Origin of the sequence: Celerinatantimonas marina, assembly GCF_046054165.1 — a bacterium.
Classification (GTDB): Bacteria; Pseudomonadota; Gammaproteobacteria; order Enterobacterales; family Celerinatantimonadaceae; genus Celerinatantimonas.
In genome coordinates, this window is record NZ_JBFNXK010000024.1 from 1 (window position 1) to 20,561 (window position 20,561).

The following is a 20,561-nucleotide window of genomic DNA, read 5'->3' on the forward strand; positions in this document are numbered from 1 at the left end:
CTCTGATCGTGAAGCAAGAATTTAGTTCAAAAAAAGTCCCTCACATCATGTGAGGGACTTCTGTATAAAAGACAGCCAAAGGCGGTGGTTTAGAGATAACAATGAAATGCCAGTCAGCCATACGGACTGGCATTTTGTTTATACAATCAATCTTTTTTTGTTGGTAAGCTATTAGCTTGTATAGTTGGCATCGCTAGTATGCAGCGGCTTTAGTAACGTAATGAATTTCTATCTTGATCTCCTAAGCTAATCATTTGGGGATCATAAAGAATGTTTCGATGATTACGATGAGCGCTTACTTCTAATTTAATGGATTACAACGTTTTGTTTGGAATACTTTGATGCCCTTATTTGCTTCCTTCAATAAGCACAAAGGTGCCAGTGGCCGCTTTGACGCGTAATTTTTTGGCCGCTTGATATAGGTCGCTGTGATAAAAGCGCTTAGCCTCAGAAAAAGAGGTAAATTCAAAAATCATATGCTCCTGATGAGCCTCTCCTTCGAGGTTTTCATACTGCCCAGCCCAAGCTACAATTTTGGGGTTGAATGGTTTTACTGCTTCTTCAGCTGCTTTGCCGTACTCTGCATATATATCGTCATCAGTGATTGTAAGATGTGCGATAAGGTATCCTTTAGGCATTCTATTTCTCCCAACTGTTTTCGGTGTTTATAACGACAAAAAGAGACACGTGTTACTATACTTTTGATTCAATTTGGATCTCGGAGGATGGAGGTTGACGGTATTCATTTTGCTGGGTAATCATCCAACCAGGGTAGTAAGGCGGTAGTGCACTGACGTTATCAAGACGCTCTAACTCGTCGGCACTTAACATAACTTCACAAGCCCCCAGATTGTCTTTGAGTTGCTCCATACGTTTCACACCGATAATGACACTAGTTACTGCTGCACGGCTCAATAACCAAGCCAAGGCAATACGGCTAACAGAAACCCCTTTAGCCTGTGCAATGGCCCGCATTTCTCTAACACACTGCCAGGCTCGATCTAATTCCACGGGTGGAAAGTTGAAGTTATTGCGCCTCGCGCCTTTTTCCGTTGGTGCGCCGGGGCCAAATTTTCCGGATAATAAACCGCCAGCTAGTGGCGACCAAACCAGCAAGCCTAATTTCTCTTCTTTAACCAGAGGCAATAGTTCTCGTTCAAGATCGCGTCCGGCAATAGAGTAATAAGCCTGAAGAGTCTGAATTCGGCTGGTATGAAGCGCTTGGCTTAGGCCCAGTGCTTTACCGATACGTCCTGCGTTCCAGTTTGAAACCCCTATATAGCGCACCAAGCCTTGCCGGGTTAGATCATCTAATGCCCGCAGAGTTTCCTCAATAGGCGTGATGGGGTCACTGGCGTGAATTTGGTATAAGTCAATATGATCCAGTTGTAACCGCTCCAAGCTTTGTTGAACGGAGTCCATAATATGGTTCCGTGAAGCGCCTTTTTGATTGGGTTTCGGTCCCATTAGTCCCCCGGTTTTTGTCGCAAGAATCACTTCATCGCGAGGTATGGCGATTTCTTTGAGTGCTTGCCCAACAACACACTCTGACTGACCGTGAGAATATATGTCAGCAGTATCAATAAAATTAACACCTGCTTCTAAAGCGCATGCTATCAACTGATTCGCTTCAGTTTGTTTCACTGCACCTATACATGACCACTTTCCGGCATCACTATTGCCACCTAAGGTCATGGTGCCGAGACAAAGCTCAGAAACATAAAGGCCGGTTTGACCTAATCGGTTGTACTTCATGTTCTTCTCCTGACTCTAAAATTTACAGAATTCGGTATCATGCAATTTATAAGGAATCTGACAGTCGCAACGATCTAGCGACAGAGGCCACACGAGCACCATAGCGGCAGGCTGTTTCCAGATCCCCAGCGGACATTTCTTCAGCTGGCGCATCAGCAGGCGTTTGCCCCATAGGGGCAATGTAAGATCCCAGCCAATTGAGATCGTTTCGATCAGATGTTTTCAGGTTAGCCGGTTTGATATCCATACTGACCCAGATACCACCGTGCTGTGCAGCAAGAAGTACGAAATAATTGAGAGTATTGAGCTTATCCCCATTGATACTTGCACTGGTGGTAAAGCCGCCGAAGATTTTGTTCTGCCAACAGCCTTCAAACCAAGCTTTGGAGGAGGCATCGGCAAACTTCTTGAACTGCCAACTGGGACCTCCCATGTAGGTGGGAGAGCCAAAGATAATGGCATCAGCATTAATGAGCGTTTTCCAGTCTTGCTCAGTGAGTTCTCCTTCTTGGTCAATGCTAATTAGTTTAGCTCGTGCACCTTCGGCCACGGCCTCGGCCATTCGTTTGGTGTGAGCATAGCCAGAGTGATAAACCACGACGTTATAAACAGGAGGATTGTGTTCTTTCATTATTATGTGCCTCAGTGGGAATTACTTATAGATGACAGATGAGGCTAGATTATTGGTTTGATTAAAATAGATAAAGTAGTATAAAAATAACTAACTGTTATAATTTTTAGTAACAATGAAGAATCTCAATATCTTAACTATTTTTTGTCGAGTGGCCGAAATGGCTAGTTTTACCCGCGCTGCTGAGGTGTTGGGGATCCCAAAAGGGCGGGTCTCCGTAGTGGTTCGCGATTTAGAAAAAGAATTGGGGGTGGCATTATTTCACCGTACCACTCGTAGCGTTAAATTGACTGAAGATGGCCAAGCATTCTATGCTCGCGCGGCAGATCTTTTGGTCGAAGCGCAAGAATTAGAGATGATGTTTGTTACCAAAGAAGCTGCTTTGGTGGGCAAGCTAAGAGTCGATATGTCAACCGAACTGGCTCGAAGTGTCGTCATCCCAGCTCTCCCTCAACTGCTTTCTATTCATCCCGAACTGGAACTGGAGCTTTCCAGTACTGACCGCCGGGTCGATCTGGCACGTGAAGGTTTCGACTGTGCCATTCGTTTTGGGCCTGTCGTCGATGAGACCCTAGTGGCAATACCATTAGGTCGATTGCGCATGATTAATGCTGCCAGTCCCGACTATCTGCGTAGCCATGGCACACCACACACACTAAGTGACCTCATCACCCAGAGACATGAAATGGTGCATTACAGCCAAATCCTTGGTGGTGAACAAGTGGGTTGGGAATACCCTGATAAAGATGGTTATAAGTTGCTTGCTTTGCCGGGTGCGGTACAAGTAAACAATGTTCAAGCTTACCATGAGTGCGGATTGGCAGGGATTGGGCTTATTCAGGCCGGGCAACCGACTCTTAATGTTCATATAGAAAATGGGAGACTAGTGGAGGTTTTACCAAACTTGCGTCCTGAACCACTTACAGCTTCCTTAGTCGTTGCCCATCGGCGTAATCTTTCAAAACGAGTTCGGTGTTTTAAACTGTGGTTGGAGGAGATCCTAGAGCCTTATTTCGTATAGAAAGTATCGTTTTTCTTTATGGCTTCGAAAGCCAGTTACTCTTTCCCTAATTCGCTCGTGAGTAAAAAAGTGCCGAATACACGAATAAAAAAGGAGTATGAAGGTTAATTTTTTAAATATTCGACAAGAAATGGGCCTGTCACAGATTTTGGTTCCTCCAGTATGCCAGCAGGTTTCCCTTGATAGATGATCTTACCCCCGTATTTCCCAGCTCCCGGACCCATTTCAATGACATAATCAGCCGCTGCGATCATATCGAGATTATGTTCAACGACGATGAGTGTGAGCCCTTGGTCGGTGAGAGTGCCGAATAATTGTATAAGATGCTCTATATCTTGCATATGAAGACCCGATGTGGGTTCATCAAACACGTATACTCGGCTGCTGAATCCAAGTTCTTTTGCCAGCTTTAGTCGTTGTCTCTCGCCTCCCGACAAGGTTGATAGTCTTTGTCCTATCTGCATATATCCGAGTCCCACTTGTTCCATTCGTAGCATCTTATCTCTAATCTCTGGTTTGCTATCAAATAGATGACGGACATCGGGTACACACATGCGCATCACTTGATCGATGGCATATCCTTTGACTCGGATGGCGCGGGCTTCTTCGTTATAACCCGAACCGTTACAAATCTCGCATATAGATTCAACGGTATCAAGAAAGGCCAGATCGGTGCGGACTACACCACGGCCTTTGCAAATAGGGCATGATCCGGTGGCATTGTTACTAAATAAGCCAACGGGTTTACCACTTTGGCGAGAAAATAACCGACGAATATCGTCCAGTATGCCTAAGTAGCTGGCGGGGGTTGAGCGGGATGAGCCACGAAGCTCAGTCTGGTCGATGACAATAACGTCAGAATGAAGTCCCGGTAATATTCGGTTCGTGAGTGTTGATTTGCCCGATCCAGCAACACCGGCGACAACTGTCATCACCCCAAGTGGAATATCGATCGACAAATCATGTATGTTGAACATGGATTGGTGTTTGATGCTGAGCCAGTCAGAGGGGATTCGGGGCGCTGCATTAATCACGTGTGGCTTGCGAAAACTCCGTCCAGTTGCTGTTTCTGTTGCTTGTAGTTCGGTTACTGAGCCCTGATAGACGACTTCTCCACCTGATTGGCCGGACTGTGGACCCATGTCGATAACTTGTTCTGCGATGCTGATTAGGTCGGGATCATGCTCGACCATAAGGACGCTGTTGCCTTTGTCTCGCAAGCGTATAAGTAACTCGCCTAGATGGCTAACGTCACGAGCATGTAGGCCGATGCTGGGTTCATCAAAAATATAAGCGATATCGGTAAGACTGCTACCCAGGTGGCGGATCATTTTTATTCGCTGTGATTCACCGCCTGATAAACCAGATGTACCGCGATCCAGGCTGAGATAATCGAGGCCAATATCGATCATGCTTTCTAGTTTTTCTATCATCGGTGATAGGAGCTGTCGCATCCCAGGTTCTTTTATTTCACGCAAAAAATCTAGCAGGTCGCTTGTTTCCATGGATGCACATTCGGCAATGTTGTGTTTTGCGATCCGGCAAGTCAGCACCGTAGGATTAAGGCGAGCACCATCGCATGCGGGGCAGGGACCACTTGTTGTGACGTGTGACAGAGCCTCACGTTCGATATTAGAAAGTTCACTTTCTTCTCGTTCCAGAAATGAACGGCGCAAACGAGGTAATACACCTTCATAGGTCGTTGTTTTTGGCCATCCAGGTTTAGGTGCTGTGACAGGGGTACCTTCTTCTACGGTGAGTCGTTTCCATTCCTCGTTGGTATAACACTTTAGTGGTTTGTCTGTATCAAAGAAGCCGGATAAAGCATAGCGTTTCCAACGCCAAGAAGAAGGCTCGAATCCGGGAAAATGGATGGCACCTTCATTTAGCGAGCATTCGCGATCAAATAGTGCATTTTCATCTATTGTCCGTACCGTGCCTAACCCTTGACATTGTGGGCACATACCCTGTGGATTATTGAATGAAAACAAACTGGATTCACCGATATGTGGTTTCCCTATGCGCGAGAAAAGTAGACGCAGTAGTGCGTAGATCTCAGTCACGGTTCCGACAGTGGAACGAGCATTGCCAGCCAGCCGTCGTTGATCAATGACGATTGATGCAGGTAAATTTTCGAGATGATCCGCATCGGGTTGGCCCAAATTAGGGAGTCGATTGCGAACGAAGGTTGAATAGGTTTCTGCGAGTTGGCGCTGAGATTCGGCCGCAATAGTATCGAACAAAAGTGATGACTTACCTGATCCTGACACTCCAGTAAATGCAACAATTTGGTATTTAGGAATATTGAGGGTTACATTTTTAAGATTATGGGTTCTGGCTCGAATAATCCGCATGCTCCGATTAGTCATGCTTAGTTCCTTCCTGCTGTAATCCCCTGACGGCTTTATGGCAGAGTTCTGCAAATATTGCTTGTTCTCCTGAAGTCATGACCGATGCGACCCACTGCGCAGCATCATGCCGTTGTCTGGCTGCACGTTTCAGGAACGCATATCCCTGTTCACTTAATTGTGTTGCCTGAGCACGACGATCAGTATCATCTGACATTTGTTCTACCAGTTCTAAATCTTTGAGCACGCGCAGAGACTTTGACAGTTGAGTTCGAGAAATCCCGAGTCGTTGGCTAATGACTGACGGGCGCAAAGCTCCGTTAACCCGCAGTACTTCCAGAACGTCATACTGTGACCACGTGATGGCTTCTGGTGTAAAGCGATTGCGGCGAGCGACTAATTCACATTGCAGAAGCGAGAGAGCTACCTCTAGTTCTGAGATTTTTCCAATAGTCATTTTGAATTTAATATGATTTCTTTTTGGCAATTATATTAAAATATAATTGCTATTTAAAGTCTATATATTGAAAATATAGTTTCTTTTTGGAAAATTGTGGGTTGTCGTTTACTTCGTCAGTATTTCCGCATCCATTATGAGATGAGAATATATACTGTGAACCTGTTGACGAAATGTTTCTGGTACGGGGGACCTGACGCAAAATATTTTCTGAAAAATACACATAGGCAAGATCTATCGGTTGTAGCCCTTGAGTTCAAGGGCAAAAAGGGGACTATTTTAGGGAGAGCATTTGTTTTTTGTTTGTTTATCTAATTGATTTTGCAAAAAAGATAACAAGGTGCAGAATAGCTATTATTTATATCTACAAGGAGTTTTGTCATGAAGATGATGGCTCATCGTCTCATCGCTGTATTGTTTGCATGGGTAGGGCTGCAAGTGCCTTTGAGTTATGCTCAAAATGCTCCCCATTTGCTCATGCAACAATCGGGTGGCTATGCGTTGCAAGTCGGCGCAGTCCGAGTGACTGCCCTGAACGATGGTACTGTACCGCAAGATGCTAAAAAATTGCTGCGCCATATCAGTTCTGCACAGATTGATAAATTGTTAGCGCACAATTTTCAAAGTAATCCTGTTGAAGGTTCTATCAATGCTTATTTGATCCAGTTGCCGCAGCATACTGTATTGGTTGATACCGGAGCCGGACAGATGTTTGGTCCGGGCAAGGGCGGCCATGTGTTAGCGGATCTGGCTGCGTTGGGCATTAAACCGGATGATGTGACCGATATTTTGCTCACACACGCGCATGTGGATCATACGGGAGGTTTGATTAAAGATGGCAAACCAGTGTTTACGAAAGCGACCGTTTATATCGGTAAACCTGATATTGATTTCTTTTTTGATAATGCACAGATGAAAAACTCACCTTATGGTCAAGGTTACTTTACGGGCGCTCGGACGACCTTAAAACCGTATTTGGATGCCAATAAAGTTAAAACTTTTACTGGGAGTGAGCTCATACTCCCGGGGATTACGGCTACGGTGCATCCTGGGCATACCCCTGGGGCAGCGTTTTATCGCTTAGATAGTGAAGGTGACAGTATCACTTTCGTTGGTGATATTATTCATATTGCGGCCGTTCAATTGGCTCATCCTAAAGTAACGATCATCTACGACCAAGATCAAGCCAAAGCGCGAGCTGTACGAATTTCGGCTTTTGCACAGTTTGCCAAACAAGGTGAATTGATCGCTGCGCCGCACCTATCTTTTCCGGGCATAGGGCACTTGCGTCACGATGGTAGTGGCTATGACTGGATCCCTGTGGACTATGTAAACCGTGCCGCCGAGTCCGTTAATTAAGCGAACGGTTTATGAGACGTTATCTTATCTATATGAATGGCTGGGATCATACCCAGCCTTTTTGTGGATTGGATGTCAAATTCGTATGGCACGTTCTGCATCCTCTTGAATCCTTACTGATTAATCACTATATAAAGTATGGATATCAGACAAATTGATTCAAAGGTGAAATATGACATGCCATCATGATGATTTAAAAGCAATTATGGATAAAATAGGCCCCTATCAAGGGAGTGGTCAACGCCATATCTGTGCGGGTTGTGCTTTTCTTTTAGGGGCTCAGCATCGTAAACACGGTATGCCATTTAATCCGGGGGCCATTGAATCTTTACCTGAGAGTCAGGCTAAACCGCAACGGCATAAAAATGCTTATGAGGCCTATAAGCTGGGATTCGAAAGTTGTGATTAACAACGAGTAGAACAAAAGAGTGGGGCGCAATTTACCGTGTAAGTGATGCGGTTCAAATGGAATATGGTTTATTCGATTCAAAAGTAGTGTTAGCCCCCACCACGATCTATTTCTGTTCGACTGAGTTTAATGCTCCTCCCTTTGCAATGCTGCTGTACTCTTTTTTATGATGAGCATCATTAAGTTATGCTATCTGACTGGATTAAAAAGCAGCGCACAGGTCATAATGGTTGTGCCTTCTGATGGGCTGATTGAGTGAATGATAATAGAGAATGAAGGGTCGGTTGCTGATTCATCTATGGTCTGCATGATGAATAAACGAGCAAAAATTAGCATTCGGTGAGAGCCTATTGTAAGGTGAAACTGTAGATTCGGTTCGGTGATTGCATTGACATGTATTAGAACAAATTTTAGGCATGAAAGAGTAATCGGTCCTATTGAAAGTTAATGGTTTACAACCAAACTAAATTGAGAGGAAAAACGATGTCGGAATTTAAAGATAAAGTTGTTCTTATTACGGGGGGAGCGGCTGGGCTTGGTAAATGTTTAGCTGAAAACTTCGCGAAGGAAGATGCCAAAATAGTCCTCGTAGATATTAATCATGATAAGTTAGAAGAAACAAAGGCAGCACTTAATTTAGGTGATCGGTGTATTACCGTTTCTGCTGATGTATCCAAAGAATCTGAAATCATTAAATATGTAGAAAAAGCGAAGCAACATTTCGGGAAAATTGATATTTTCTGTAACAATGCGGGTATTGTCATTAATCAGCAGATCAAAGAAACTGATGAAGCTAGCCTAGATAAAATCTGGGGAATTAATATGAAAGGTTTCTATCTGGGCATGAAACATGTCATTTTGGCAATGGAAGAAAATGGTGGAGGCGCAATTGTGAACACAGGCTCCGTTGATTCATATTCTGCCGCTATCGGAAACGCGTTATATACATCTTCAAAATATGCCGTGTTAGCGATGACTCGTTGTGCTGCATTAGAGGAAGCTGATAAAGGTATCCGAGTTAATTTAGTCTGCCCGGGACCGATTAATACTGATTTAATGAGAGATTTTGAAAAAAGGAAAAATCCGGATAATCCTCAGGCTATTATTGATAGCTTTAGCTCTCAGATCCCATTGGGAAGATATGCCGAACCTCAAGATGTCGTGAATGCGATTCTATTTTTAGCATCTGAAAAAGCATCTTATATTACTGGAACCAAAATAGTGGTTGATGGCGGCTGGACACACGAATAGTTGAATGTTTTTTGTAAAGAGAGCTGAACAGAGAGCTCTCTTTTTATCAGATTGAAACGATCTGCAACGTAATGACCCGTCCGAGTCATTCATGCTTAATCCACCTAAAAACCAGACAGCGTCAATAGTGCAGTTGATGTCGCAATTATGGATGCTTTGTTTGAAGTAATGCCTATAATCGATCAGTGTTGTTTGGGACTGATCTCATCAGTGACTGTTTCTAAAACTCCTCTATATTAGAGGTAAATCAGGTAGGGAGGGTAACCGATGGCTGTGGGATGGAGTCGTGATGGAAGTGTGCAGGAGCAGATCGATGCGAGTGTTGATGATGCGATCAGTCGAGCTCGGCAGGATCTTCCCAGTGGGGATAGCGCCAAGTATTGTGATGAATGTGGTGAGCTTATTCCTGAAGCCCGGCGTCAGGCTGTGCCTGGGGTGCGTATTTGTCTGAAATGTCAGGCAGAACGTGAAAAAAACCAGCAAGTTGAGGCCGGTTATAATCGTCGGGGCAGCAAGGATAGCCAGTTACGTTAAATTACATAGATCGTTTATCCGAACAATTGGGTTATTGATATTGAGGGATCGTGCTACTTTAGTTTTTATTCATATCAGTTATCCATGAACCTGCAATATTTTTGATATTTTCCCCGCTGTTGATGCCCCCATCATTTGAAAATATTTTTCGGCTGACCTGCTTCCCTTAATTTAGTCCACTCCAAATCTAACTAAAAGGCGTCTAGGAAATCAGCGGTGATTCTATGAGTGGTCTATTATTTGCGGCTATGTTAGTTTAAGAAGGCTTTTTGAGCGTTTGGTAATTTTTATCTTGAGTTTGAAATGCATATCAATTTCTAGGCAATATTATCAACAAGACGCAATGCCAAAGAGAGTTTGACTATTTAAATACCGGCCTATTATTTATGGATAATCAAAGTCAAGAAGTCCTTCATCATCTTGTTACCCTCATAGAAAACATGATTCAAAATGATGCTGATGTGAAAACTAACCTCCCGGATGTTCATGTTTTTCGACGAAACACCCCAACATCACCTCAACATTGTGTTATTCCACCCAGTATCGTAGTTGTAGTACAGGGTGAAAAACAGATGTACGCTAATGATAAAATATTTACTTATAATGCTTCCCATTTTTTATTATCGTCAATCGAACTTCCCGCTAGTTCGGAAGTCGTTGAAGCCAGTCCAGATAAGCCTTGTTTAGGTATTGTTGTTCCTTTGGATATGAAGCTCATATCCGATATCCTTCTGGAAAGTGACATTCAATTTGCGATTGAAGAGCATGTTGAGGGCTGTATTACTATTGGTCAGCAAAGCATTGGTATTCTTAAATCGTTATTGCATTTATTGGAATTAGCCGATGAACCGGAAACTATTACCCAACTTGCCCCTCTTTTTATGCGCGAGTTGCATTATCGGCTTTTATTGAGTGATCAAGCTGTTAAGTTAAAGCAAATGGTGTTGCAACGAACTCAGGCTGATAAAATAGCCAAGACGATTGAGTTTATTAAGTTCAATTATATGCGACCGATTCGGGTTTCGGATTTGGCGTCATCGGTGCAGATGAGTCCCCAAACATTTCATCATCATTTTAGAGGGATTACGGATATGAGTCCCTTGCAATACCAAAAGTGGTTAAGATTAACTGAAGCCAAGCGATTAATGCTTAACCAACATCTTGGGGTGGCTAAAGCTGCGTATCAGGTAGGGTATGAGAGTGTTTCGCAATTTAGTCGGGAATACAGCCGTATGTTTGGGGCCTCTCCGAAAAAGGATCTCTCGAATTCTCAAACGAGAGTGAAGTCTGCGGGTTAGGCCCCTATTGTCGTTTACGTATCCGTTGGTAGATTGTGATGAATTTAAACGATATCGTTGGTGTGTGAATAGGGGATTGTTCCCCGAGGGCGATACTTTTCAACGATCGCCAGAATGAATACCGGACACACTGTCATCATGGAGAATAGAACACCGATATAAACAGGTGCCATGATGCCCAGAGTGGTATTCATCATTAGAGTTGACAGCCAAGTTCCCAATGCAGTACCAACGTTTAACAGTGAAATAACCATAGATGAGGATAATGTTGGAGATTGTCCTGCATATTTTACGGCTTGGCTAGTCAGCAACGGATTGGCAGTAAGTCCTACCGCGCCCAGTACGGTAAATAATATCAGTGTTGGGATGGGGAGCGTCGAAAATAACAGTAGTCCGAAACAAGCCAACATCGAAAGAGCGGCCGTAACAATAGGTAAAGAATAGGGATGTTTATCCCCTAAACGACCGCCGTATATTGTTCCTATCAATGACGCCATGCCAAACAAACCTAAAGCCAATGGAATATACTGATTTGATAAGTGTGTATGCTCAATGAGCAGGGGCGAAATAAAACTGTATACAGATAATACACCGGCATTAATTGTTACACATGCCGCAAGTACTAACCAAAGTCGAGCGGACAGTAATCCTTTAAATTCTTGAGCTAAATTAGACTCTTTTTGGACCTCCTTCGGTTTAGGAATCGCCTTGAAGATTACAAAAGCTAAAAATATTGGAATAATGGCTAAGGCCCAAAATGAGAGCCGCCATCCTGAAAGTTGTCCGATAAAAGAACCTAAAGGAACGCCTAATACATTGGCTAACATTCCACCGCCAATGACAAGCCCCATCGCGCGGGCACTAGAGGATGCCCCAGCGGCTTGGGTGGCGACTACCGCCGCAGCTCCCCAAAATCCCCCCGTTGCAATGGCACTAATCACACGGCTGATCAGCATAATATCAAAATGGGTGGTTAGGGCTGCGAGCATATGTCCTATTGCAAAAATACATAGTGAAAGAATGAGAGTCGTTCGCTTGGAAATATGAAGGCTTAATAGAGCTACAAGAGGGGCCCCTATTATCATGCCAATAGCAAATAAGGTGACGGCTAATCCTGCCTGTGAGGTTGAAATATGATAGTCCATTGAGATTTCAGGTAACAGACCCGCAACGATAAACTCGGATGTCCCCATTAAAAATGTGCCTATCGTGAGCCAATAAATTAAAACTGGTAAGCGACTATTTTTAGATTTGTTCTTTTGCATGGAATTTCATATTCATCGTGAAAGTGTTGTCGAACTTTAGCAAGGTTTTGAGAGGCTATAGAGAAACAATGCACTGTTTTTTTTGCCTATTTATCTGAGGCAATGGTGGTTTATTAAATAGATGCAATGGACATGGATAGTCTAAATATTATGGGACACTGTTTTCTGAATTATTCAAATCATCATAAATAGAGAGCCCCCTTGGGGCTGTATGTCTGGTTATCCTCGCATTTTTAATAAAAGTATCAGCACCTATCATGTGAATTACCTAAACTTAAATGAATATTCAATGGCAGTGCTGTGAAAACATTGGCTGAGAGAGCTTTCGTTGTTCTGCCCATATGCGGGTCTTTAAAGTGGCCGGATAAGTATCGCTTAATTTTATCTATTGGTATGAATGCTGTTATGAGGGCCTCCGGGTCGTTGATGACAGTATTTTATCAAGTTAAACGCAGTCGCTTGAGTGAGATTTACGCTGTGGTGCCAAGCGGCTACCTATATGATTGGAGAACAACATGGCAGATCAATCAGGTTTATCGGCAATGGCTGAGACATTGAAAACTGCAGTAGGCGATTTAGCGTCGTTAGAGGTCATGACTTATACCGGTAGTATTTCTGCGGTAGTTAAGGATGGAAAGTTTCAGTGGGATAAATTGCTCCCTGACGGGGATACCACAGCGGATATTCATTTGCTCTTAGCCACTAAAATAGATATCGATGGTGATGCGACCCATTTTGTTGCTTCGGGGGAAATTCCACAATTTATGTTGGATACCCATGCTGAAGCGGTGCGTAATGGTTCTGAGTATCGCACGCAGATTATCAATTTTTTAGTCGGAAAAGTGTCTGGAATTATCGGTTAGTCCAACATTTGTTTTTGAAAAAATCGAGTCTAGGGCCATGGATGAATCAGCAATCAAGCCTCAAGAGACCTATCTTGACGTTTTGGTCTCAATTGAAAAACAGCTGGAAGTTAATCAAAAGGCCAATGTGATATTTGCGCTTCCTGAGACGGAAGCGCAATTTAAAACATTGCAACAAGATAAAGATTTTAAAAAAGTGGTTTGGCGGCGTTTATATGCTCTTGGTTATGCGGATCGAGCGAAGTTAAAAAGCCGATGGCAAAATGTTCCTGAGAGACGATTTATCTCAGCTAAGAGCCTGTATAAAAAGGCTGTTGAGCGATTTCAAAAAGATGCTGGGACGCAGCCGGATGGTTGGGTTGGACTTGAAACGTGGGAAAGTTTGCAGGAGTTGTTTACATTTGAGCATGATACACATCTGAACAAATGGCTTAAGCCTCAGTATCAGCATGTTTTGCATCGCGCGATTCATCTTAGGCTGATCATCTTGGGGTTCGCTGAAAAACCGGGCGGAAAGATCCAAGCTACTGGTACATCCCGAGCGCTGACGGCTGGGTTGGCTCGGTGTGCGGCGTTGCTTGGGCATTTAAATGTGGATCAGGCCGAAGCGTTTGCAACTTGTCTCGATTATATTTTTGACATTGATAAGTTAACCAAACGAGTTGCTAAAAATTTCAGTCATCTTCAGAGCTGGTCAGCTCTTTCTGATGGTGGGGGTGCTGTCGATGTGGCTGGATTCCTTAAAAGTTTACTTAAAATTGAACTCTGGCTTTATGGATTTGAGGGCATCATGCCTGGTCATCAAGGGCCTGAATATCAAGTGCGATATCTGCCCCCGGTGCAGCGGCATGTGAAAAAAGCACCTTTGGCAACGGCGTTAAGTGATTTTTTGGATGAGTTTAAGGTTGACGTTCCGAAGGAGACTCAACATCATTCATTTCGATTAATGGAACTGGCTTTAGTCCAGCTAGCTCAATTGGATGATGACACTATACGTCAGGTTCATGCCGCTGAGCGTAGCGCATTACTTTCAAAAAGCATCGAGCCATTAACGAACAAGCAACACCAAGATCTTCGAAAATACATGTGTAAAACTGGCTTTGGAAATTGGCTTTTTGACGGTCTAAAGCGGTTCTATCGATGGCTAAAAAGTGTGGCTAGTCATGTGATGCAAAGCATTTATGAATTCCGTCGTAAGTTAAAAATGCTAGCAGTTGCAGCTAAACGGATCGCATCGGATACCTTTAGTTTTGTTCGGCGAGGGATGAAAGTTCTGGTGGATGGCTTTAAATATCTGGTGCAGCCTGAATGGAAAATGTTTGATAAACCAGAAGAGAATGCGGTTTTACTTTGGCGCTCTGCGGATATGGATTCATTGGTCTTTGTGAATACTCAGGCTAGCGCTGAGCAAGTGCACGCGTTTAATGAACAGTTTCGTAAGATTATGATCCGGGTGAGAGCTGCGATAACGATTGCTAATTGGCTGGTTAATGAGGCGATAAATTTATTTAAAGATATGGCTATATCAGGCCCCTTGGCGATGGTTACATTGCTTATTAGAATTTATAAAATGCGTGGCAGTCAAGAGTTTGAATTAATGAAACAGGCATACATCACTTATTAAAGTTCAATATGGGATTGACAGGGATATCGTTTAATGAACTATCTATATTTAAATATTAATAACAACGATATAGATATTAAAAAGGTTTAAATGAAGCCATGTATTAATGAATGTGATAATAGAAAATAAAAATCATTCCTATCTTCAAGTTAAAAATATGCTATATGACTATGGCTGTAAACCACCTAAATTATAATCACGTTATTCGTAATTATCGTCAGTTATTGAAGTAATGCTTAATAGATCTATGTTTACTATTATTTTTTCTGCTGGATTGATCGCTGTTTACTCGATATATCTGATATATAATAAACGTGCTTTAGATTAAAATAATGACCATTAAAACCGGTTAAATTAACACATTAATTGGCTGTTAGCCCTATAGTTATTGTGTATGTACAATATATTTAATGGTGCTTCTATTTTATGATAATAGCGATTCATCTATGGATTAGACGTTTATTGAATAGTCTAAAAAAGGATTTTGTATGAAAAAGAAGATATTATTTATTCTGTTATCGATCTTGACTCTAAATTTTGCCATGATCGGAACATCGTATGCGCTCCAGTACCATAAAAACAGCCCTTTGATGTTCACTTTTAAAAGTTCTCATGGGTATTGGTTTGGATGTGGTCCGGTTCAGTGTACTAGCTCCGGAAATAAAACAGAATCTAAAGCGATGGAATATATTTATCTCCCTCGTAAACATGGTTCACCACGGCAAATTGGTCATTATGGAAGATGTACAGTTTATCAAAGTAACGGTGAACTCAGCGGGGGGGATTATAAAACCGATTGGGTGATCAAACGAATGAAACAGAAATGTTGATGGTCTTCACATGCGTTATTTTGGAAATGAATCATTCGAGCCGGGTTCTATAAAACCCGGCTTTATGGTTTGATTGAGTCAGCGTGAGGCATCATGTTTGGCCAAAATGACTTGACCATTACAGACTCATGTCTGACTTGCCTAAAGCAAGCTCAAATAGCGGTAAAACTCATCACGAAAGTTCAACAGACCTTAGAATGTTTGGGTTTACAGCTATCACGGAGTCACCGCAAAAGTTTTAAAAATATCGTTATGTCACATTGAGCTTATGAACTTGCGGGTTATTTATGCTCAACAATCCAATGTACCATCCTGCTCAGGTTAGTTGTAAGCATGAATTCTAAGCACGTCGAAATGCCATTATTTATTAGAAGGGGATGGTGAAGAGGCAAAGAAGCAGCAGACCTGGTGATTTTCATCAAACCGAATATGACATTGTCTTTTTAGGATCCTTTTGAGTGCTTGGCGAGCGCGTTGGATCCGGGATTTGGTCGCTGAAAGGCTCAGACCGTGTAATTGTGCAAATTGGGGTTGAGACATACCTTGGAGATCGCATTGTTCGATAATTTCTCGCTCCGATGGGGTCAGTCGTTTTAGGGCTTTTGGCAAGCACTGCGTCAGGCCATCGACGGCTGGAGGCTCATCGGTTGTATCAGCTAGAGGAAATTCCAACGAGCTATCAATGATCTGGCGGCCTGTTTTTCGTTGTTCATCTCGTAACAAATTATGCGCCACCCGAAATAACCAAGCCTGCTGATTGTGAATATCACAAAATTGTTTTTGCTGCTGCATTGCCCGTAAAAAGGTATCCTGCAAGACATCAAAACTAAGATCGGGATTTCCGCTTTTTTGGCATAGCCAGTGATATAGCTTCGCTTCGTTCTGGCTCCAACTCTGCATGAGGCAGGGGACTGCGGCGTGTTCAACTTGATTGATCATGGCATTGTTTTTACTTGGGGTGTGAGCGAATAACGGTTGATTAGAATGCTATCAACATTACACCTATAACAAGAAACTGCCAAGGTGAGGACGGGCGGATGTGATGTCCGCTTGAGTATTGTCACGAGGTGAGCTGCGTGACGCCACTGTTTTTAGATAAGAGTAGATTGGAGTACAAGTGATAATTGATCATAGAGTTGTAGATAAATGAAAGGAAAGGATCACTTAGGCAGTATTCATGCGTTTATAGTTACCGCGCAATTGGGGAGTTTTACGGCTGCGGCAGAAAGGCTGCGTTTGACGCGGTCGGCTGTGGCTAAAAGTGTGAGTCGCTTAGAAGAAGGATTGGGGCTAAAACTGTTTCATCGTTCTACCCGTCGTTTGAGTTTAACCGTGGATGGTGAATTCTATTTATGCCGCTGTAAAGAAGCTTTTGGAATTTTAGAAAATGCGGAAGCGGTTTTAACGGAACATCTTGAAAAACTTTCAGGACGACTTCGGGTTGATCTTCCGGCTGCGTTTGGTCGACAGCGTGTTTTGCCATTATTACTTGAGATTTCGCAGCAACATCCATCACTTTCGTTGGCGGTGACATTTAGTGAACGTTTTATCGATTTGATCGAAGAAGGCGTTGATTTTGTGGTACGGATCGGAGAGCTAAAAGATAGTAGCGAACTGATCGTTCGGCCACTAACGACCCAAAAGCTTGTGATATGTGCAGCTCCGGATTATCTGGCTCGTTGTGGTGAACCACAATCGATTGAAGAAATCCAACTGCATCAATGTCTTTTAGGGTTTCGTAAAGATCAGGCTGTGATTTGGTATTTGAAACAGCCTAATGGCCAAGCCTATTACTATACGCCGCCAGTGGGGCATGAATATGGGGATGGGGATGCATTGCTCGCAGCTGCTCTGGCCGGACAGGGGCTTTGCCAATTGCCGCAATGGCTGGTGGGTGATGATTTGGCTCAAGGGAAACTGGTGGAAGTCTTAAGCCAGTATTCGGGATATGAAATACCGATTTATATCCTTTGGCCCAAAAGCAGTCATATGTTGCCAAAAATTCGTTACACCATTGATTATTTACTGCAAAAGGCCCAAAACGGTGTATTTGATTGAGTGCTGCCAGACTCAATGATAAGAGATCTGGCAGCTGTATTATAAATTAATGCCGGTAGGCGCTCTTTTAGCGCGCTTCATAAGCCGGAAAGTCAGTGTAGCCTTTTTCGTCACCGCCGTAATATGCTTCTCGATCTGCATTCGCCAGTGGCCAGTCATTTTGCATGCGTTCCACCAAATCTGGATTTGGAATATAAGGCTGACCGAATGCCACTAAATCCAGTTTATCTGATTGTAGATATTCTTCAGCTTTTGCCTTATCGAAACCACCTGCAATGATCAGTGCGCCTTGATAGCTGGCCCGGAATTTTTCAATGAAACCATCTGGAATCGCCTGAGCTCCCAGTGTTTTTTGATCACTAAGATGAACGTAAGCCAGATGACGTTTCGATAATTGATTAGCCAAGTAAAGCCAGGTTTCTTCTTCCTGAGCGAATGGGTGCATGTCACCAAAGCGTCCGAAAGGTGCGAGCCGGATTGCCGTATGTTCAGAACCAATGGCGTCGCAGATGTCATCCACAATTTCTAGAGCAAATCGGGCTCGGTTTTCAATGTTTTGGCCGCCATAGTTATCTTGACGCGTATTCAGTGCCGCATTGATAAATTGTTCCAGTAGATATCCATTGGCCCCGTGTATTTCAACCCCATCAAATCCGGCTTGCATTGCGTTTTTAGCGGCCTGAACAAAATCGTGTTTGATCTGTTCGATGCCGGCAATCGATAATGCTTCGGGTTCGGATACGTCGACCCGTCCCGGCTGGCCCTGTTCATCAATAGCAAAGCAATGACCGTTCACGGCTTTTTGAGCGACCGAGCTGACCGGAGCCTTTCCGTTGGGTTGTAAACTGGTATGGGACATGCGTCCGACATGCCAGAGTTGGATAAATATTTTCCCGTTTTTGCGATGGACCGCTTCAGTCGTTTTCTTCCATCCATCTACTTGGGCTTCGGTATAAATCCCGGGAGTGTATAAAAATCCCTGTCCCTGACGAGAAATTTGAGATCCTTCCGTGATGAGCAGTCCGGCGGATGCGCGCTGCGCATAATATAATGCGGTATTGTCATCGGCTGCATCCTGAGCATTACTGATACGGGCCCGGGTCATTGGTGCCATCACGACTCGGTTGGTTAGTTCGATGTTTCCAAGTTTAAAAGGAGTAAATAGTTTGCTCATAGTTATACCTCATATTTATATCTGAGCTTGACCGATAAAATTAAATTTCGCTAATGAACCCATTGAATGCAAGACACTGGATAATTTTTCGTCAGCATTACGAGTTAAACGCATTCAAATGGTTGTCAAAATAATCCACTCAAGGTGAAGTGCATCGTATTGTGAGCTGAGCTGGCGTTGTTTAATGAGGAGGGGTGAGCAATCACATAATGCCTAGGGAAAAGGGATGGCCTGTTGAACGATGACATATGGGCTTGAATAGATACCTGTGAGTTGATAGCAAAATAAAGTGCTGTTTAGGCACTTTGATAGACATAACTATGCTGGAATTTATTTGAGAAATAAATAGCTATAAATTCACAATATTGGCGAAAAAAAATCAACAATAAAGTGATGTATCAGTCTATCGGGTCTCAATGTAGTCGAGTGGGGAACATCACAGATCCAATGTCAGTGAGACGATTCTTTCGCCAATATAGCGAGAAGATGAATAGGATTTTAATCTAATCTGTAGAATGTATTTCAAGTTAATAGAATTGTATATATATTAACCTATTCTATGTGTTCTATATTTATAGATTGATTTTATAACCATTCGTGATTCATTTCTTAATGAAAAAATTTTTAATTGCTGAATACATGGAAAATAATTAACTATATAAATAAAGTATAATACAAATTTAATATTTTTATGGTTAATGCAAATAATAGACATGGTTTTTTAAATCTATGTATCTAATTATTTTAGATAACTAATTGAATTTAAAGTAATTAGTTTAATTTAAATAGCTGTGTGAAACTAATAATTATGGGATAAATTAAATAGAGTTATTCATTTACTTATTTATTAATAGTTGGTTGGACTTAATTTCTTATTTGAATCACTAAATTCAGGTGGTATAACTTGGCAAGTTAAAGTATGAAATAGCAATAAATTCAATTGTATTTAATATTAAAATATGAAGTAGATGGAACTCATGAAAAAATTATTAATTGCTGGATTATGGATGAGTACAATGACTTTGTCGGGTTGTGCTACATTAGATAAAATAACTGCACCATTGGCTTATACTTCAGGAAAAGAAGTTAAAGCTGAGCAATTGAATAAATTTAAACCCGGTGTGACTAAAAAATCAGAAGTTGTCGCGGTGATTGGTGAACCTAGCAAAAAAGAGATGCTTGGGAATACCGAAATTTGGCGTTATCACTATGTATTTGTGCCACCTCTGCCAGGTCAGAAAAATATTAATGAAGACACGGTCTTTGAATGGAGTGCCTCTTCAAAATTACTCAAAGCGTATAAAACTGAAAGTGCTGATTCAATCCTTTAATTCCTTCTGAATTTTAAGAGGGTCAGAGTTGGCCCTCTATCATTCGTTCCATTCGGAAATGAATAGAATGCTACCTATTGTAACACGGTTATAGCCAAAGAGACATGATTCTTAATGAATTCATTGGCGTAGTGTTTGATCCTCTGCTGCATACATCATGTTGCTCGATATAAGCGGTATAGCTGTATATGTTGTTACCTAAATCATGGGTTATATTCAACGGCTTGATACATATGGTGTATTCATGAGGTTTTCGCTTTTGCAGGCGGGGAAACGACCGTTCGAAATAGAGCCTTTATCCCGATTCATGACAAAAGAGGAATTTTTATCTCTCGAGATCACATACATTATTT

At 42.5% G+C, this 20,561-nt stretch carries 19 protein-coding genes; 11 read left to right on the top strand and 8 right to left on the bottom strand.

Annotated elements, in window-relative coordinates:
- Positions 1-347: 347 nt before the first annotated feature.
- Genes ABUE20_RS18440 through ABUE20_RS18450 form a run of 3 tightly spaced genes read right to left on the bottom strand, consistent with a single transcriptional unit; the run spans position 348 to position 2,386 of the window.
- Positions 348-638: a DUF1330 domain-containing protein gene (locus ABUE20_RS18440; protein WP_408621432.1), complete on the bottom strand. Its 291-nt coding sequence runs from the start codon at positions 636-638 to the stop codon at positions 348-350.
- 55 nt (positions 639-693) lie between these two features.
- Complete coding sequence (locus ABUE20_RS18445; RefSeq protein ID WP_408621433.1) at positions 694-1,755, bottom strand: aldo/keto reductase; 1,062 nt, start codon at positions 1,753-1,755, stop codon at positions 694-696.
- 46 nt (positions 1,756-1,801) lie between these two features.
- Positions 1,802-2,386, bottom strand: a complete 585-nt coding sequence (locus ABUE20_RS18450) for a flavodoxin family protein (RefSeq protein WP_408621435.1) — start codon at positions 2,384-2,386, stop codon at positions 1,802-1,804.
- Positions 2,387-2,501: 115 nt separating this feature from the next.
- Between ABUE20_RS18450 and ABUE20_RS18455 the strand changes: the two genes are divergently transcribed.
- On the top strand, positions 2,502-3,407 hold the full coding sequence (locus ABUE20_RS18455; RefSeq protein ID WP_408621436.1) for a LysR family transcriptional regulator: 906 nt from the start codon (positions 2,502-2,504) through the stop codon (positions 3,405-3,407).
- Positions 3,408-3,511: 104 nt separating this feature from the next.
- Here ABUE20_RS18455 and ABUE20_RS18460 read toward each other — a convergent pair whose 3' ends face one another.
- Together ABUE20_RS18460 and ABUE20_RS18465 are read right to left on the bottom strand one after the other, a co-directional pair.
- Complete coding sequence (locus ABUE20_RS18460) at positions 3,512-5,776, bottom strand: ATP-binding cassette domain-containing protein (RefSeq protein ID WP_408621437.1); 2,265 nt, start codon at positions 5,774-5,776, stop codon at positions 3,512-3,514.
- Positions 5,769-6,212 carry a MarR family winged helix-turn-helix transcriptional regulator gene (locus tag ABUE20_RS18465; RefSeq protein WP_408621438.1) on the bottom strand — a complete coding sequence of 148 codons (444 nt, stop codon included), beginning with the start codon at positions 6,210-6,212 and terminating at the stop codon, positions 5,769-5,771. The genes ABUE20_RS18460 and ABUE20_RS18465 overlap by 8 nt, the downstream gene beginning before the upstream one ends.
- A gap of 381 nt (positions 6,213-6,593) precedes the next feature.
- Here ABUE20_RS18465 and ABUE20_RS18470 point away from each other — a divergent pair, with 381 nt between their 5' ends.
- From ABUE20_RS18470 to ABUE20_RS18490, 5 genes are all read left to right on the top strand, one after another.
- A complete protein-coding gene (locus ABUE20_RS18470; RefSeq protein ID WP_408621439.1) occupies positions 6,594-7,571 on the top strand; it encodes an MBL fold metallo-hydrolase in 978 nt (325 codons plus the stop codon).
- Between the two features lie 172 nt (positions 7,572-7,743).
- Positions 7,744-7,980: a hypothetical protein gene (locus ABUE20_RS18475; protein ID WP_408621440.1), complete on the top strand. Its 237-nt coding sequence runs from the start codon at positions 7,744-7,746 to the stop codon at positions 7,978-7,980.
- A gap of 483 nt (positions 7,981-8,463) precedes the next feature.
- A complete protein-coding gene (locus ABUE20_RS18480; protein WP_408621441.1) occupies positions 8,464-9,231 on the top strand; it encodes an SDR family NAD(P)-dependent oxidoreductase in 768 nt (255 codons plus the stop codon).
- A 267-nt stretch (positions 9,232-9,498) separates the two neighbouring features.
- Positions 9,499-9,765, top strand: a complete 267-nt coding sequence (locus ABUE20_RS18485) for a DksA/TraR family C4-type zinc finger protein (RefSeq protein WP_408621442.1) — start codon at positions 9,499-9,501, stop codon at positions 9,763-9,765.
- A 461-nt stretch (positions 9,766-10,226) separates the two neighbouring features.
- The gene (locus tag ABUE20_RS18490) at positions 10,227-11,063 is read left to right on the top strand and encodes an AraC family transcriptional regulator (protein ID WP_408621443.1); all 837 of its coding nucleotides are present in this window, start codon (positions 10,227-10,229) and stop codon (positions 11,061-11,063) included.
- A gap of 44 nt (positions 11,064-11,107) precedes the next feature.
- On the opposite strand, the gene ABUE20_RS18495 is transcribed toward ABUE20_RS18490, so the two are convergent.
- Positions 11,108-12,328, bottom strand: a complete 1,221-nt coding sequence (locus tag ABUE20_RS18495; RefSeq protein ID WP_408621444.1) for an MFS transporter — start codon at positions 12,326-12,328, stop codon at positions 11,108-11,110.
- Positions 12,329-12,843: 515 nt separating this feature from the next.
- Between ABUE20_RS18495 and ABUE20_RS18500 the strand changes: the two genes are divergently transcribed.
- The 3 genes from ABUE20_RS18500 to ABUE20_RS18510 all read left to right on the top strand — a co-directional run bounded on the left by ABUE20_RS18500 (position 12,844) and on the right by ABUE20_RS18510 (position 15,645).
- Positions 12,844-13,191 carry a hypothetical protein gene (locus tag ABUE20_RS18500; protein ID WP_408621445.1) on the top strand — a complete coding sequence of 116 codons (348 nt, stop codon included), beginning with the start codon at positions 12,844-12,846 and terminating at the stop codon, positions 13,189-13,191.
- Between the two features lie 37 nt (positions 13,192-13,228).
- Positions 13,229-14,815: a peptidoglycan-binding domain-containing protein gene (locus tag ABUE20_RS18505; protein WP_408621446.1), complete on the top strand. Its 1,587-nt coding sequence runs from the start codon at positions 13,229-13,231 to the stop codon at positions 14,813-14,815.
- Between the two features lie 488 nt (positions 14,816-15,303).
- Positions 15,304-15,645, top strand: coding sequence for a hypothetical protein (locus ABUE20_RS18510; protein ID WP_408621447.1), 342 nt, complete (start codon positions 15,304-15,306; stop codon positions 15,643-15,645).
- Positions 15,646-16,005: 360 nt separating this feature from the next.
- On the opposite strand, the gene ABUE20_RS18515 is transcribed toward ABUE20_RS18510, so the two are convergent.
- Complete coding sequence (locus tag ABUE20_RS18515; RefSeq protein WP_408621448.1) at positions 16,006-16,584, bottom strand: sigma-70 family RNA polymerase sigma factor; 579 nt, start codon at positions 16,582-16,584, stop codon at positions 16,006-16,008.
- A gap of 207 nt (positions 16,585-16,791) precedes the next feature.
- On the opposite strand from ABUE20_RS18515, the gene ABUE20_RS18520 reads away from it, so the two are divergent.
- Positions 16,792-17,703 (top strand): LysR family transcriptional regulator, encoded by a 912-nt coding sequence (locus ABUE20_RS18520; RefSeq protein ID WP_408621449.1) that lies wholly within the window; start codon positions 16,792-16,794, stop codon positions 17,701-17,703.
- A 67-nt stretch (positions 17,704-17,770) separates the two neighbouring features.
- Here ABUE20_RS18520 and ABUE20_RS18525 read toward each other — a convergent pair whose 3' ends face one another.
- Positions 17,771-18,877 (bottom strand): alkene reductase, encoded by a 1,107-nt coding sequence (locus ABUE20_RS18525; RefSeq protein WP_408621450.1) that lies wholly within the window; start codon positions 18,875-18,877, stop codon positions 17,771-17,773.
- Between the two features lie 977 nt (positions 18,878-19,854).
- Between ABUE20_RS18525 and ABUE20_RS18530 the strand changes: the two genes are divergently transcribed.
- Positions 19,855-20,208 carry a hypothetical protein gene (locus ABUE20_RS18530; protein WP_408621451.1) on the top strand — a complete coding sequence of 118 codons (354 nt, stop codon included), beginning with the start codon at positions 19,855-19,857 and terminating at the stop codon, positions 20,206-20,208.
- The last annotated feature ends 353 nt before the right edge of the window (positions 20,209-20,561 follow it).